Origin of the sequence: Enterobacter sp. 2VL, assembly GCF_005503595.1 — a bacterium.
Taxonomy (GTDB): domain Bacteria; phylum Pseudomonadota; class Gammaproteobacteria; order Enterobacterales; family Enterobacteriaceae; genus Enterobacter; species Enterobacter cancerogenus.
Genome location: NZ_SCNE01000003.1, coordinates 363,824 through 376,837 on the forward strand (window position 1 = coordinate 363,824; position 13,014 = coordinate 376,837).

General features: G+C 57.7%; 12 protein-coding genes. 2 read left to right on the forward strand and 10 right to left on the reverse strand.

Translation table 11 applies throughout. From position 1 onward, the window contains the following. Complete coding sequence (gene fabB / locus FFS28_RS09895) at positions 1 to 1,218, reverse strand: beta-ketoacyl-ACP synthase I (RefSeq protein WP_137849447.1); 1,218 nt, start codon at positions 1,216 to 1,218, stop codon at positions 1 to 3. Between the two features lie 158 nt (positions 1,219 to 1,376). Between fabB and mnmC the strand changes: the two genes are divergently transcribed. Beyond that, positions 1,377 to 3,377 (forward strand): bifunctional tRNA (5-methylaminomethyl-2-thiouridine)(34)-methyltransferase MnmC2/FAD-dependent 5-carboxymethylaminomethyl-2-thiouridine(34) oxidoreductase MnmC1, encoded by a 2,001-nt coding sequence (mnmC, locus tag FFS28_RS09900; RefSeq protein WP_137849448.1) that lies wholly within the window; start codon positions 1,377 to 1,379, stop codon positions 3,375 to 3,377. 97 nt (positions 3,378 to 3,474) lie between these two features. Here the strand turns inward: mnmC and FFS28_RS09905 are convergent, their stop codons facing one another. From FFS28_RS09905 to prmB, 6 genes are read right to left on the reverse strand one after another with little or no spacing between them, the layout of a single operon-like run. Continuing rightward, on the reverse strand, positions 3,475 to 3,756 hold the full coding sequence (locus tag FFS28_RS09905) for a YfcL family protein (RefSeq protein ID WP_006176560.1): 282 nt from the start codon (positions 3,754 to 3,756) through the stop codon (positions 3,475 to 3,477). Between the two features lie 13 nt (positions 3,757 to 3,769). Then, complete coding sequence (locus FFS28_RS09910; protein WP_088207989.1) at positions 3,770 to 4,315, reverse strand: elongation factor P hydroxylase; 546 nt, start codon at positions 4,313 to 4,315, stop codon at positions 3,770 to 3,772. Then, positions 4,315 to 5,124 (reverse strand): sulfite exporter TauE/SafE family protein, encoded by an 810-nt coding sequence (locus FFS28_RS09915; RefSeq protein WP_137849449.1) that lies wholly within the window; start codon positions 5,122 to 5,124, stop codon positions 4,315 to 4,317. The genes FFS28_RS09910 and FFS28_RS09915 overlap by 1 nt, the downstream gene beginning before the upstream one ends. After that, positions 5,124 to 5,948 (reverse strand): penicillin-insensitive murein endopeptidase, encoded by an 825-nt coding sequence (gene mepA, locus FFS28_RS09920; protein ID WP_088207988.1) that lies wholly within the window; start codon positions 5,946 to 5,948, stop codon positions 5,124 to 5,126. Before mepA ends, FFS28_RS09915 begins: the two co-directional genes overlap by 1 nt. 2 nt (positions 5,949 to 5,950) lie before the next feature. Continuing rightward, positions 5,951 to 7,036 carry a chorismate synthase gene (gene aroC, locus FFS28_RS09925; RefSeq protein WP_058609895.1) on the reverse strand — a complete coding sequence of 362 codons (1,086 nt, stop codon included), beginning with the start codon at positions 7,034 to 7,036 and terminating at the stop codon, positions 5,951 to 5,953. A gap of 60 nt (positions 7,037 to 7,096) precedes the next feature. Then, a complete protein-coding gene (gene prmB, locus FFS28_RS09930) occupies positions 7,097 to 8,029 on the reverse strand; it encodes a 50S ribosomal protein L3 N(5)-glutamine methyltransferase (RefSeq protein WP_006176565.1) in 933 nt (310 codons plus the stop codon). 145 nt (positions 8,030 to 8,174) lie between these two features. Between prmB and smrB the strand changes: the two genes are divergently transcribed. Then, positions 8,175 to 8,726, forward strand: a complete 552-nt coding sequence (gene smrB, locus FFS28_RS09935; protein ID WP_006176566.1) for an endonuclease SmrB — start codon at positions 8,175 to 8,177, stop codon at positions 8,724 to 8,726. A 48-nt stretch (positions 8,727 to 8,774) separates the two neighbouring features. Here smrB and sixA read toward each other — a convergent pair whose 3' ends face one another. From sixA to fadI, 3 genes are all read right to left on the reverse strand, one after another. Continuing rightward, on the reverse strand, positions 8,775 to 9,260 hold the full coding sequence (gene sixA / locus FFS28_RS09940; protein ID WP_006176567.1) for a phosphohistidine phosphatase SixA: 486 nt from the start codon (positions 9,258 to 9,260) through the stop codon (positions 8,775 to 8,777). 209 nt (positions 9,261 to 9,469) lie between these two features. Further along, entirely contained in the window at positions 9,470 to 11,617 is a 2,148-nt protein-coding gene (gene fadJ, locus FFS28_RS09945; RefSeq protein ID WP_137849450.1) for a fatty acid oxidation complex subunit alpha FadJ, read from the reverse strand. Continuing rightward, on the reverse strand, positions 11,617 to 12,927 hold the full coding sequence (fadI, locus tag FFS28_RS09950; protein WP_006176569.1) for an acetyl-CoA C-acyltransferase FadI: 1,311 nt from the start codon (positions 12,925 to 12,927) through the stop codon (positions 11,617 to 11,619). Before fadI ends, fadJ begins: the two co-directional genes overlap by 1 nt. Positions 12,928 to 13,014 lie beyond the last annotated feature (87 nt).

Consider the following 13,014-nt stretch of genomic DNA (forward strand, 5'->3'; position numbering starts at 1 on the left):
TCAGTCTTTCAGCTTACGCATCACAAGCGTGGCGTTAGTACCGCCGAAGCCGAAGCTGTTGGACATAACGGTTGTCAGCGTCGCATCGGTTGGCTTAGTCACGATGTTCAGGCCTTCAGCCTGTTCGTCCAGCACTTCAACGTTAATGCTTGGCGCAATAAAGCCGTGCTCCAGCATCAGCAGGGAGTAGATAGCTTCCTGCACGCCTGCAGCACCCAGAGAGTGACCGGTCATGGCTTTGGTCGCAGAGATCGCCGGGCTCTTATCAGCGAACACTTCACGGATTGCACCGAGCTCTTTCACGTCACCAACCGGGGTGGAGGTACCGTGGGAGTTCAGGTAGTCAATTGGCGTATCAACGCCGTGCATCGCCATCTTCATGCAGCGCACCGCGCCTTCACCGGATGGTGCAACCATGTCTGCGCCGTCGGACGTTGCGCCGTAGCCAACGATTTCAGCATAGATGTGGGCACCACGTGCCAGAGCGTGTTCCAGCTCCTCAACCACAACCATACCGCCGCCGCCAGCGATAACGAAACCGTCACGGTGCGCGTCGTAGGTACGAGACGCTTTTTCCGGGGTTTCGTTATATTTGGTGGACAGTGCGCCCATCGCGTCGAATTCGCAGGCCATTTCCCAGCCCAGCTCTTCGCCGCCACCTGCAAACACGATATCCTGTTTACCCAGCTGGATCTGCTCAACCGCGTTACCGATACAGTGTGCGGAGGTCGCACAGGCGGAGCTGATGGAGTAGTTCACGCCGTGGATTTTGAACGGCGTTGCGAGGCAGGCGGAAACCGCTGAGCCCATCGCTTTGGTCACAACGTAAGGACCCACCGCTTTCAGCCCACGTGGACTACGCATGGCATCGGCACCGAACACCTGAGCTTTAGACGAACCGCCGGAGCCGGCGATCAGGCCAACGCGCGGGTTGTTCTGGTAAACGTCTTCGCTCAGACCAGCATCAGCAATCGCTTCCTGCATGGACAGATAGGCGTAGATAGAGGCATCGTTCATGAAACGAACCACTTTACGGTCAATCAAACCGGTGGTGTCCAGTTTGACGTTACCCCATACGTGGCTACGCATTCCCGAATCTTTAAACTCTTCAGAGAAAGTGATCCCGGAGCGTCCTTCACGCAGAGATGCCAGGACTTCCTGCTGGTTATTACCGATGCTGGAAACGATGCCCAGGCCAGTAATCACTGCACGTTTCATTCAATACCTCTGTCAGTCGCACTATAATAAGTTTCGAGTCGCACAATAGCGTACACTTGTACGCCGAACAAGTCCGATCAGCCAATTTCTGCGGAAATTTGCACCAATGGACACACATCGTTAAGATCGTGCCACTGCCTGTCAGACGAGTAACTTACGTGAAACAAAACGCTATACAACCCGCCAACCTCGAATTTAACGCTGAGGGTACACCTGTTTCCCGAGATTTTGGTGACGTCTATTTTTCTAATGATAACGGACTTGAAGAAACCCGTTATGTTTTCCTCGAAGGAAATCATCTCAGCAGCCGTTTTCCGCGTCACCCGCGTAATCTTTTTGTGGTGGCAGAGAGCGGGTTTGGTACCGGGCTCAACTTCCTGACGCTCTGGCAGGCCTTTGATCGTTTCCGCGCCGCCCACCCAGAGGCTACGCTCCAAAGATTACATTTCATCAGTTTCGAAAAATTTCCGCTTACCGCAGGCGATCTTGCCCTGGCGCATCAGCACTGGCCGGAACTCGCGCCGTGGGCAGAACAGCTTCAGGCCCAGTGGCCACCGGCAATTGGCGGATGCCATCGTCTGCTGCTGGACGGTGGGCGCGTTACCCTCGACTTATGGCTGGGGGATATCAATACGCTTACCGATAGCCTCGATGACTCGATGAATCAGCAGGTAGACGCCTGGTTCCTGGACGGTTTTGCTCCAGCCAAAAACCCGGATATGTGGACGCCGCATCTGTTTTCCGCCATGGCGCGGCTGGCCCGCCCCGGGGCAACGCTTGCCACCTTCACCTCCGCCGGTTTTGTCCGCCGTGGCTTGCAGGAAGCGGGTTTCACCATGCGCAAAACCAAAGGGTTTGGCCGCAAGCGCGACATGCTGGTCGGCGAGATGGAACACACACTGACGTTTCCCGCACAGACGCCGTGGTTTGCCCGCAGCCCCAGCGCATCGCGCGAAGCCGCCATCATCGGCGGCGGCATTGCCAGCGCCCTGCTTTCGCTCGCGTTGCTCCATCGCGGCTGGCAGGTGACGCTCTACTGCGCTGACAGCGCGCCCGCGGCGGGGGCATCCGGCAACCGTCAGGGCGCACTCTATCCCCTGCTGAGTTCGCACGATCCGGCACTGTTCCGGTTTTTCCCGGCGGCGTTCACCTTTGCCCGTCGCCTGTATGACCTGCTTCCCGTGGCGTTCGACCACGACTGGTGCGGCGTCACGCAACTCGGCTGGGATGAAAAGAGCCAGCAAAAAATCACGCAAATGCTGTCGCTGGGCCTGCCGGATGCGATCGCCCACGCGATAGACGCGCAGCGCATTGCCGACGAAGCTGGCATTGAGACAGGCTGTGACGGTATCCACTACCCGTCCGGGGGCTGGCTGTGCCCTGCCGAACTGACCGCAGCGGCGCTGTCCCTCGCGCAGTCACGCGGCCTGACGGTGCATTACGGCCATAAGGTTGAGTCGCTCAGCCGGAATACGCACTGGGAGGTGCGTTTTGACGATGGCAAGCAGGCGCAGCATGCCAGCGTAGTGCTGGCTAACGGCCATCACATCAGCCAGTTTGTGCAGACGGAAACGCTGCCGGTCTATCCGGTCGGGGGACAGGTGAGCCACATCCCCGCGACGGCGGAGCTGGCTAAACTGCGTCACGTGCTCTGTTACGACGGCTATCTGACCCCACAAAACCCGTCTAACGGGCAGCACTGTATCGGGGCCAGCTACCATCGCGGTCAAACCGACATGCACTACAGCGAAGAGGATCAGCAGCAAAATCGTCAGCGGCTGATCGACTGCTTCCCACAGGCAACGTGGGCAAAAGAGGTTGACGTCAGCGCGGGTGATGCACGCTGCGGCGTACGCTGCGCGACGCGCGATCACCTGCCGATGGCCGGGAACGTGCCGGACTATGACGCAACGCTTGAGGTTTATCAGGATCTTGCGGACAACCGCGATTCGGCGGCACGCGCGCCGGTGTATCCGGAACTCTTCATGCTGGGCGGGCTGGGGTCGCGGGGATTATGTTCTGCCCCGCTGCTGGCTGAAGTGCTGGCTGCGCAAATGAGCGATGAGCCACTGCCGCTGGACAGAACAACGCTGGCAGGGCTGAACCCGAACCGGTTATGGGTGCGCAAACTGCTGAAGGGGAAAATGGTCAAATCGTAGGCCCGGTAAGCGCAGCGCCACCGGGCATCAGGCAGAAGAGCCGTTTTCACGCCGGGCGGCGCATATGCTTGCCCGGCCTGCCTATCCGAACGCTAACTTATGATGTCAGGCTGGCTTTCTGGAACAAATTGTCCCACATGCCTAATACCAGAGACTGATCGCGTGGGGAGAGTTCCCCGGCCTGAATCGCTTTCTCCAGGCTGCGGGTGACTTCATCATGCACCGCCTCGGCGGAGTGATCGTCCCCAGCTTCCAGCTCGGCAACGGCCAGCGTCAGGTGACCACGCAGATAACCGCTGGCGAACAGCTCATCATCGCTGGCGTGTTCCACCATGTCATCAATTAACGCCAGAATGCGTGATTCAAATTCTGCGATCATCTTCTTTCCTCTGTTAAATATCTTCCGGCCACGGGAAGCAGTCCGCCGTGATCTCCGGCGTGTGGTAATAATTCTGTAAAGCCTTGATAAAGCGCGCCGGACGTTCCGGAATGCCGTTTTCAAGGTAGTCCATCACCTGCGCGTGAACGCGGCGCTGGAACACAATACGGTCTGGTTCGAAGTCACCTTCGAGGTTGTCACAGCTGACGTTAAACGGGTAACCTGCCGCGACGCAAAACAGCCAGTCGAACGCCTGGGGTTTGACTTCCACATCTTCAAACTTGCCCTGCGTTGCGGCGTCGCGCCCGTCCGGGCAGTACCAGTAACCAAAGTCCACCAGCTCGCGGCGCGCTTTTCCCGCAATGCACCAGTGGGAAATTTCATGCAACCCGCTGGCATAAAAGCCGTGCGCGAACACAATCCGGTTATACGGAATCTCAGCATCAGCAGGAAGATAGATCGGTTCGTCGTCGCCTTTAATCAGACGGGTATTAAAATCTTCAGCAAAGCAGCCATCGAAAATCTCGATCAGCTGTTCGTAATTATGCGTACTGTTCATTAGTTCATCCCCAACCAGTGGAGGATCTCCTGTCCGTGGCTGTCATAAAGAAGTTTGGCGCTCATCACCGCGGATACAATCACGATCATCGGACGAATGAGCTTCTGCCCTTTGCTTAATACCAGACGCGAGCCTGCGCGCGCGCCTAAAAACTGCCCTACCATCATCACAAAACCGGTCGCCCAAATCACCTTGCCGCCGATAATAAACAGCAGCAGGCCGCCGACGTTAGAGGTGGCGTTTAAGACCTTTGCATGCGCTGTGGATTTTGCCAGGTTAAAGCCCGCGAGCGTAACAAACGCCAGCGCGTAAAAAGAGCCGGCCCCCGGCCCGAAGAAACCGTCATAAAACCCTACGCAGCCGCCGGCAATCAGCGCAAACGGCATGCCATGCAGCCGACGCTGGCGGTCTTCTTCGCCTAATTTTGGCATCAGCAAAAAATAGAGGCCAATGCAGATAACCAGAATCGGCAGGATCTGGCGCAAGATGTCAGACTGAACGTGCTGCACCAGCAGTGCACCTGCGGTTGAGCCAATAAAGGTCATCGCAATATTGAGCTTTTGATCCGCAAGGTTGACCACTTTGCGGCGAATAAAATAGAGCGAGGCGGAGAGCGACCCGCCGCAGGCCTGCAGTTTATTGGTCGCCAGCGCCTGCGCCGGGCTCATTCCCGCCGCCAGCAGCGCGGGCACCGTTAATAACCCACCGCCGCCCGCCAGGGCATCGATAAAACCGGCCAGCATCGCCACAAAAAAGAGCACCACCAGCAGCAGCGGTGACACCATAAACAGATCGACGAAGTTATCCATTAAAGTACATGCTCATCCAGTAGCGCCTGGCAGGAAGGCGGCAGCGGAGGCGGTGTCTTCTTCTCAGGCTTAGAGGTTCCAGGCTTAGCTGGCTCGAACCAGCTTTGCAGTTCGTAACCACAGCCATCGCCAGGCGGCGGCAGCGGCTGATCTTCACATTCCAGGCTGTTCGCCGGGCAGCGCAGACGAACGTGCATATGCGCACGATGCTGGAACCACGGGCGCACTTTGCGCAGCCAGTCGCGATCCGTCCCCGCATCCAGGCAGAGCTGCTGCTTGATGGCCGGGTTCACAAAAATTCGCGTCACGTCGTTATCTTCCGCCGCCAGCTTGATCATGCTGGAGACGTCGCGCGTCCAGAGCGAGGGGACCACGCTTTTGCCATCGCGCGCGACCAGATCCAGCGCCTGCGGCTTCAGCAGTTGCGCCGAACTCCAGCGCGTTTTTGGCAGCTGCAGGAAGATATCAACGTCCAGTCCGGTCTGGTGGCTGGCGTGCCCGCCGTTGAAGCGCCCCCCGGCAGGCATGCCCATATCGCCAATCAGCATCGTCCCCAGCCCCAGGTTATGCACCTGACTTCCCAGACGCTGGATAAACAGCACCAGATCCGGGTGACCAAAGTAGCGGCGCTGATCGGTACGCATCACCTGATACGTATCGGATTGCAAGGGCAGTTCCTGCGCCCCCACGATACAGCCGTTGGAGAACGCCCCAATCGACTGTGCGCTTCCCGCCACCGGATGGGTGATTTTTTGCCACGGCGTGGCGGCCAGACTAGCTCCGCTGGCGAGCAGCGCCAGCAGAGCAACAACGGTTTTTTTCATGTTTACCAGCGTGGTAGTGTGGTCGTCACATCCGCATTCTGCGCGCGCTGGCGCAGGAAGTGATCCATCAGCACGATCGCCAGCATCGCTTCGGCGATCGGCACGGCGCGGATCCCCACGCAAGGATCGTGACGTCCTTTAGTGATCATCTCAACTTCTTCGCCAGAGCGGTTAATCGTATGGCCTGGCACCGTAATACTCGAGGTTGGCTTCAGCGCAATGTTGGCGACAATCTGCTGGCCGCTGCTGATCCCGCCGAGGATGCCCCCCGCGTGGTTGCTCTGAAAGCCCTGTGCGGTGATTTCGTCGCGATTCTGGCTGCCGCGCAGCTGAACCACGTCAAAACCGTCGCCGATTTCCACGCCTTTCACGGCGTTAATGCTCATCAGCGCGTGGGCGATGTCAGCGTCCAGGCGGTCAAATACCGGCTCGCCCCAGCCTGGCGGCACGCCGTCGGCTACAACGGTAACTTTCGCCCCAATGGAGTCGCCCTCTTTTTTCAGGCCGCGCATCAGCTCATCCAGCGCATCCAGCTTATCGGCATCGGCGCAGAAGAACGGGTTTTGCTCAACCAGCGCCCAGTCGTTGATAGCCAGCGGAATGTCACCCATCTGGGTCAGACAGCCACGGATCACGATGCCAAATTTCTGCTGCAGGTATTTTTTGGCGATGGCCCCTGCCGCGACGCGCATCGCGGTTTCACGTGCTGAAGAGCGTCCGCCGCCGCGATAGTCGCGAAAGCCATATTTTTGCTCGTAGGTGTAGTCAGCGTGACCCGGACGGAAGACGTCCTTGATGGCGCCGTAATCCTGGGAGCGCTGATCGGTATTTTCAATCAGCAGGCCAATGCTGGTGCCGGTGGTGCGGCCTTCGAAAACGCCGGAGAGGATTTTGACGCTATCAGGCTCGCGACGCTGCGTGGTGTAGCGAGAGGTTCCCGGACGACGGCGGTCAAGGTCGTGCTGTAAATCGGCTTCGGTCAGCTCAATGCCGGGCGGAACGCCGTCAACAATGCAGCCAAGTGCCAGCCCGTGTGACTCACCAAAGGTCGTCACGCGGAATAATTGTCCAATACTGTTTCCTGCCATCACGGCTCCGATGTCGTTATTTGTGTGTGAGCGTTGTGAAACGGGCCGAAGCCCGCTGGATTAATCTTTGTAAATGCTGAAGTATTCGCGCGCGTCGAGAAGCTGCGCTTTGGTCAGCATAAAGACGCCGTCACCGCCGTTATCGAACTCAAGCCAGGTGAACGGCACATCCGGGTACTGCTCTATCAGATGTACCATGCTGTTGCCCACTTCACAAATCAGAACGCCGTCGTCGGTCAGGTAATCCGGCGCGCAGGCCAGAATGCGACGCGTCAGTTTCAGGCCGTCAGAACCTGACGCCAGGCCGAGTTCCGGCTCGTGGCGATATTCGTTTGGCAGATCGGACATGTCTTCCGCATCCACGTAAGGGGGATTGGTGACGATAAGATCGTACTGCAGGGTTGGCAGGTCGCGGAACAGGTCAGAGCGGATTGGCGTGACGTGATGGATCAGACCGTGCTCTTCAATGTTGTGCTCGGTCACGGCCAGCGCGTCGGTGGAGATATCGACAGCGTCTACTTCCGCCTCCGGGAAGGCATAGGCGCAGGCGATTGCGATGCAGCCGCTGCCGGTACACATATCCAGAATGTGCTGCGGCTGGTGTTGGATCAGCCCTTCAAAGTGGTTGTTGATCAGCTCGCCAATGGGGGAGCGCGGCACCAGCACGCGCTCATCGACAAAGAACTCGTGACCACAGAACCAGGCTTTGTTGGTCAGATAGGCTACCGGAATACGCTCGTTCACGCGGCGGATCACGCGTTCAACGATGCGGTGCTTTTCGCTGGAGGTCAGGCGTGCGGTACGCATGTCTTCAGGAATATCCAGCGGCAGGTAGAGAGACGGCAGCACCAGCTGAACCGCCTCATCCCACGGGTTATCGGTGCCGTGACCGTACCAGATATTGGCGGCGCTGAAGCGGCTAACCGACCAGCGCAACATGTCCTGTATGGTATGCAGCTCGTTTACTGCTTCATCGACAAAAATTTTATCCACTCTTTCCTCCAGGGCATGCTCGCATAATTTTCGGCGGCTAGTTTGCCATGAAGACGGCGATAAATCAGCAATGACGCGTACCGCTTGAGGTTAAAAAATGCGTTTAGTCAGGTACACTGTGGGAAATCAGAGATGAGACGGACCAATGAAAAAGAAAACATCGCTCAGCGAGGAGGATCAGACGCTCTTCCGGCAGCTTATGACCGGGACGCGTCAAATCAGACAGGACACCATTGTCCATCGCCCTCTGCGCAAAAAAGTCACTGAAGTTCCGGTCAAACGTCTTCTCCAGGAGCAGGCGGATAACAGCCACTATTTTTCAGACGAATTTCAGCCGCTACTGAACACACAGGGCGCGGTGAAGTACGTGCGTGAAGACGTCAGCCACTTTGAGCTGAAAAAGTTACGTCGCGGGGATTATTCGCCGGAGCTGTTTCTGGATTTACATGGCTTAACGCAGATGCAGGCGAAGCAGGAACTCGGGGCGTTGATCGCCGCCTGCCGCCGGGAACACGTTTTCTGCGCATGCGTGATGCATGGACACGGGAAACATATCCTGAAGCAACAAACGCCGCTTTGGCTGGCTCAACATCCACACGTAATGGCTTTTCACCAGGCACCGAAAGAGTATGGCGGAGATGCAGCATTACTGGTGTTGATTGAAGTAGAGGAGTGGCAGCCACCGGAGCTGCCCTGACGGTCAGGCGGGCGTCGCATGCTGCGCCCCGCCTCATCGCACGTCACATCAGATAGCTTTTGCCATCTTCAGATTGCATGGACTCATTTGCCAGTTAAACACCCCTTTGCCCGTTTCGTCGAGAGTGACGTTGGCAATAGCGGAGGTCGTGAACATTGGCGGCGTTTCGCCCGGGCACAACTCAGAGACCAGGTAGCCGACCAGCGGCAGGTGGGAGATCACCAGCGCGGACGCGACACCTTCGTTGCACAGCGCCTGAAGGTAGGCACTGACCAGCCCAACATCGCCGCACGGGGTAAGCTCGGGCAACACATCCACCTCAGACGGCAGGTTCATACACTCCCCCACCACCCCCAGCGTCTGTTCTGCGCGCAGGAACGGACTTACCAGAACGCGTTCGATATCCACTTTTTGACCTTTAAGCCAGGTAGCCATCTGACGAGATTCGTCGCAGCCACAGAGAGTCAAAGGACGTACTGAGTCACTGGCGGCATCGAGTGCCGCGTCGCCGTGACGCATGATAAAAACTTGCATATTGCACCGCTTTTGTTAACCAGGATCACCAGCGTTAACTACCTGCGCTAACATCTTTGAGGTAGAAAACCCGATGGCCGGGCATTGTGCCTGATCCATTCGGTGAATGAAACGCCGTTTTTTACCTCATTGGCGTAAGTATAGTCAATCTCTGTTTACAACTTCGCCAGAACAGGTTCATTCACCACAGGATTTACCCTTCTTTGACCTCAACTTACGAGGACAGTTTCTCTTGCAGGCCAAAATGTCTGGCCCCGCTCCGCCATCTGCAATAATTCGTCACACGGTGTAAAGCGCGGACCATACTGCGAGGCAAGACGTTGCAGAATTGCAACTACTTCACCCGCACCGAGGGTATCCATGTACCGGAACGGGCCGCCAAGGAAGGGCGGGAAACCTATACCAAATACGGCACCGATGTCGCCATCGCGTGCGCTTTTGACAACCTGCTCACCGAAGCAGCGCGCCGCCTCGTTAAGCATCATCATGACGCAGCGTTCAGCACACTGAGCCGCCGACAGTCTTCCCTGCCCTGTGGTCGTAATGAGCCCATAAACTGAAGGGTCGACCTGTTTCTTGCTTTTACGCCCTTTTGCAGCGTAAAGATAGAAACCGCGTTCATTTTTTCTGCCTTTGCGATCGTCCTTCAAAATTGCAGAAACAATGTTTGCAGGCGGGCTAAACCGATCGCCGTAAGCGGCTTCCAGTACAGGTATAATTTTAGTGCCGGTGTCGATTCCTACCTCATCCAAAAGTTGGATTGGACCAACGGGGAAGCCAAAGGTAACCAGCGCCTCGTCGACGTGTTCGATCTTTTCACCCTCCGTCAGCAGCCGCATCGCTTCATTGATATACGGTGCCAGGATACGGTTGACGTAGAAGCCCGCTTTATCCGCTACCACAATGGGCGTTTTACCCTGCTTTTTCGCCAGCTTCACCACCGTAGCGACCGTTTGCGGGCTGGTGTTGGTGTGCGGGATGACTTCCACCAGCGGCATTTTTTCGACAGGGCTAAAGAAGTGCAGCCCAATCACCTGCTCAGGACGTGCGGCGTTGGCCGCAATCTCCCCAATCGGGATGGATGAGGTGTTCGACGCAAAAATGGTGTGCGGCGCACAGTGCGCCTCGACATCCGCAACCATTTGCTGTTTGAGCGCCAGGTCTTCAAACACGGCCTCAATCACCAGATCGCGATGCCTGAAGCCGCTGTAGTCCGTGGTGCCCGTAATCATCGCCAGGGTTTTATCCCGCTCGCTCGCCTTGATATGGCGGCGTTTGACCTTGCGATCAAGGTTCTGCCAGCTGTACTGCAGCGCGTGGTTTATCCCCTTCGCATTGATGTCTTTGATACGTACGGGCAATTTGCCTTTACTGGCGGTGACAAACGCAATGCCGCCCCCCATCAGCCCGCCCCCCAGCACGCCAACCGCCTGCAGCGGCGCGGGTGCCGCATCGCTACCGGGATCTTTTTTTACCTCCGTGCTGGCAAAGAAAATATTGCGCAGCGCCTGAGATTGCGGCGTCATCGCCAGCTCGCCAAAGGCTTTTGCTTCGACGGCATAACCGCTGCTGGCACCTTGCGATAACCCGGTTTCAATCACCTCCAGGATCCGCTTCGCCGCCGGATAATTACCTCGTGTTTTTTGCTCGGTTTTCTTGCCTGCCAGTTTGAACAGCACCGCACGCCCCAGCGGCCCGGCCAGAATGCGCTCGCGCACCGGCAGGGGACGTTTTGCCTGTCGTCCTTTTAGCGCGCGTTCAACGGCGGCCTCGAGCAAGATTGCCTGCGGGACCACCTCATCCACCAGGCCGGCTTTCAGCGCCTGGCGGGCGCGAAGCTGTTTCCCGGTGAGGATCATCTCCAGCGCGGTGCTTACCCCCACCAGACGCGGCAGGCGCTGCGTTCCGCCGGAGCCTGGCAGCAGCCCAAGTTGCACTTCAGGCAGGCCCAGCACGGTTTTCGCATCGTCGGTACAAATGCGGCTATGACAGGCTAACGCCAGCTCCAGCCCGCCGCCCAGGCACGCGCCGTGGATCGCCGCAATGACGGGGATCGGCAGCGCATGAATTTCTGCCATCACCTGCTGCCCCTGACGCGCCAGAGCTTCGGCTTCCTGAGCGCTTTGCGCGCGGGCAATCATGTTGATATCCGCTCCGGCGATAAAATTATCCGGCTTGGCCGAGATAAAAACCAGGCCGCGCAGGGCTTTGTTCTCGCGAACGTGCTTTAGCATCTCGCGCACCTGAACGCCAAACTCTGCCTTCAGGGTATTCATCTTTTCATCAGGCACATCGATGGTGATGACAGCGACGTTATCGAGGCGTACAACCAGATTAAATGCAGATGTCGTGTCCATTATTCCGCCTCCAGAACCATTGCCGCACCCAGACCGCCCGCCGCGCAGGCGGTCACCAGACCAAACCCACCGCCACGGCGGCGTAGCTCATGTAACGTTTGCGTGATCATTCGCGCGCCCGTCGCCGCAAACGGATGGCCGTAGGCGATGGAGCCGCCGAGAACGTTAAACTTGCTCTGATCCACCTCGCCGGTCGCATGCGTGCGGCCAAGCACATCGCGGGCAAAACGTTCGCTTGCCAGCAACTGGAGATTTGCCAGGGTTTGGGCTGCAAAGGCTTCGTGCATATCGATCAGGGTTAAATCAGAGAGCGACAGCCCGGCGCGTTCCAGCGCCAGCGGCGTTGACCAGGCGGGGCCTAGCAGCATGTCCTGCCAGACATCGATGGCCGTGAACGCATAGCTGCGTAAATATCCCAACGGGGTAAGTCCCAGCTCTTTGGCGCGGGACTCCGTCATCAGAATCACCGCCGCAGCACCGTCAGTTAGGGGCGTACTGTTGGCGGCCGTGACGGTGCCGTGCTTGCGATCAAACGCCGGGCGTAATTTTGCGTAATCCGCCAACGTCGAGGCCCCACGGATGTTGTTATCTTCCACCAGCGGCTCGCGGTAAGGTGGCGTATAGGCCGCCATGACCTCATCGGCCAGCTTGCCTTCTGCCCAGGCTTTTGCGGCGAGCTGGTGCGAGCGGTGCGCCAGCGCATCCTGTTGCTCACGCGTGATGCCGTAGGTTTTCGCCATCTGTTCGGCGGTGTCGCCCATGCGCAGCCCGGTGGAATACTCCGCTACGGCGGGGGGAACCGGCATGAGATCACGTAACCGTAAACGCGAGAAAAGTTTGAGTTTCTGTCCGGCAGTGCGCGCCTTGTTGGCATCTACCAGGATCCGCGCCAGCTTTTTACTCACGCCAATCGGCAGGACTGAAGATGAATCCGCGCCGCCGGCAATCCCGGCTCGAATGGTGCCCGCCATCAGGCTTTCCGCGACGTTGGCGACCGCCTGGAAGCTGGTCGCACAGGCGCGGCTGACGCTGTAGGCATCGGTATGCACGTTCATGCCCGTTCCAAGAACGATTTCGCGCGCGATATTGGGCGCTTCCGGCATCTGAACGACCTGGCCGAAAACCAACTGTTCAATGACCTCGGGGGGTATTTCGCTGCGAGCCAGCATTTCACCCACTACCATTTTCCCCAGATCGACTGCCGGTACTCCGTGAAATGCGGTTGCCTGGCGCGCAAACGGCGTGCGTAACCCGCTGACAATGGCGATGCGGTCACCGTGTCGGGTGATAAGCGGTAATGCCTGACTCATAACACTCCCCTGTAAAATTTTTATGCTGACGCGCAAAGTGGTCTGACCTGATAACAGTCTTAACCATTTTTTTACATTGAGCCAATC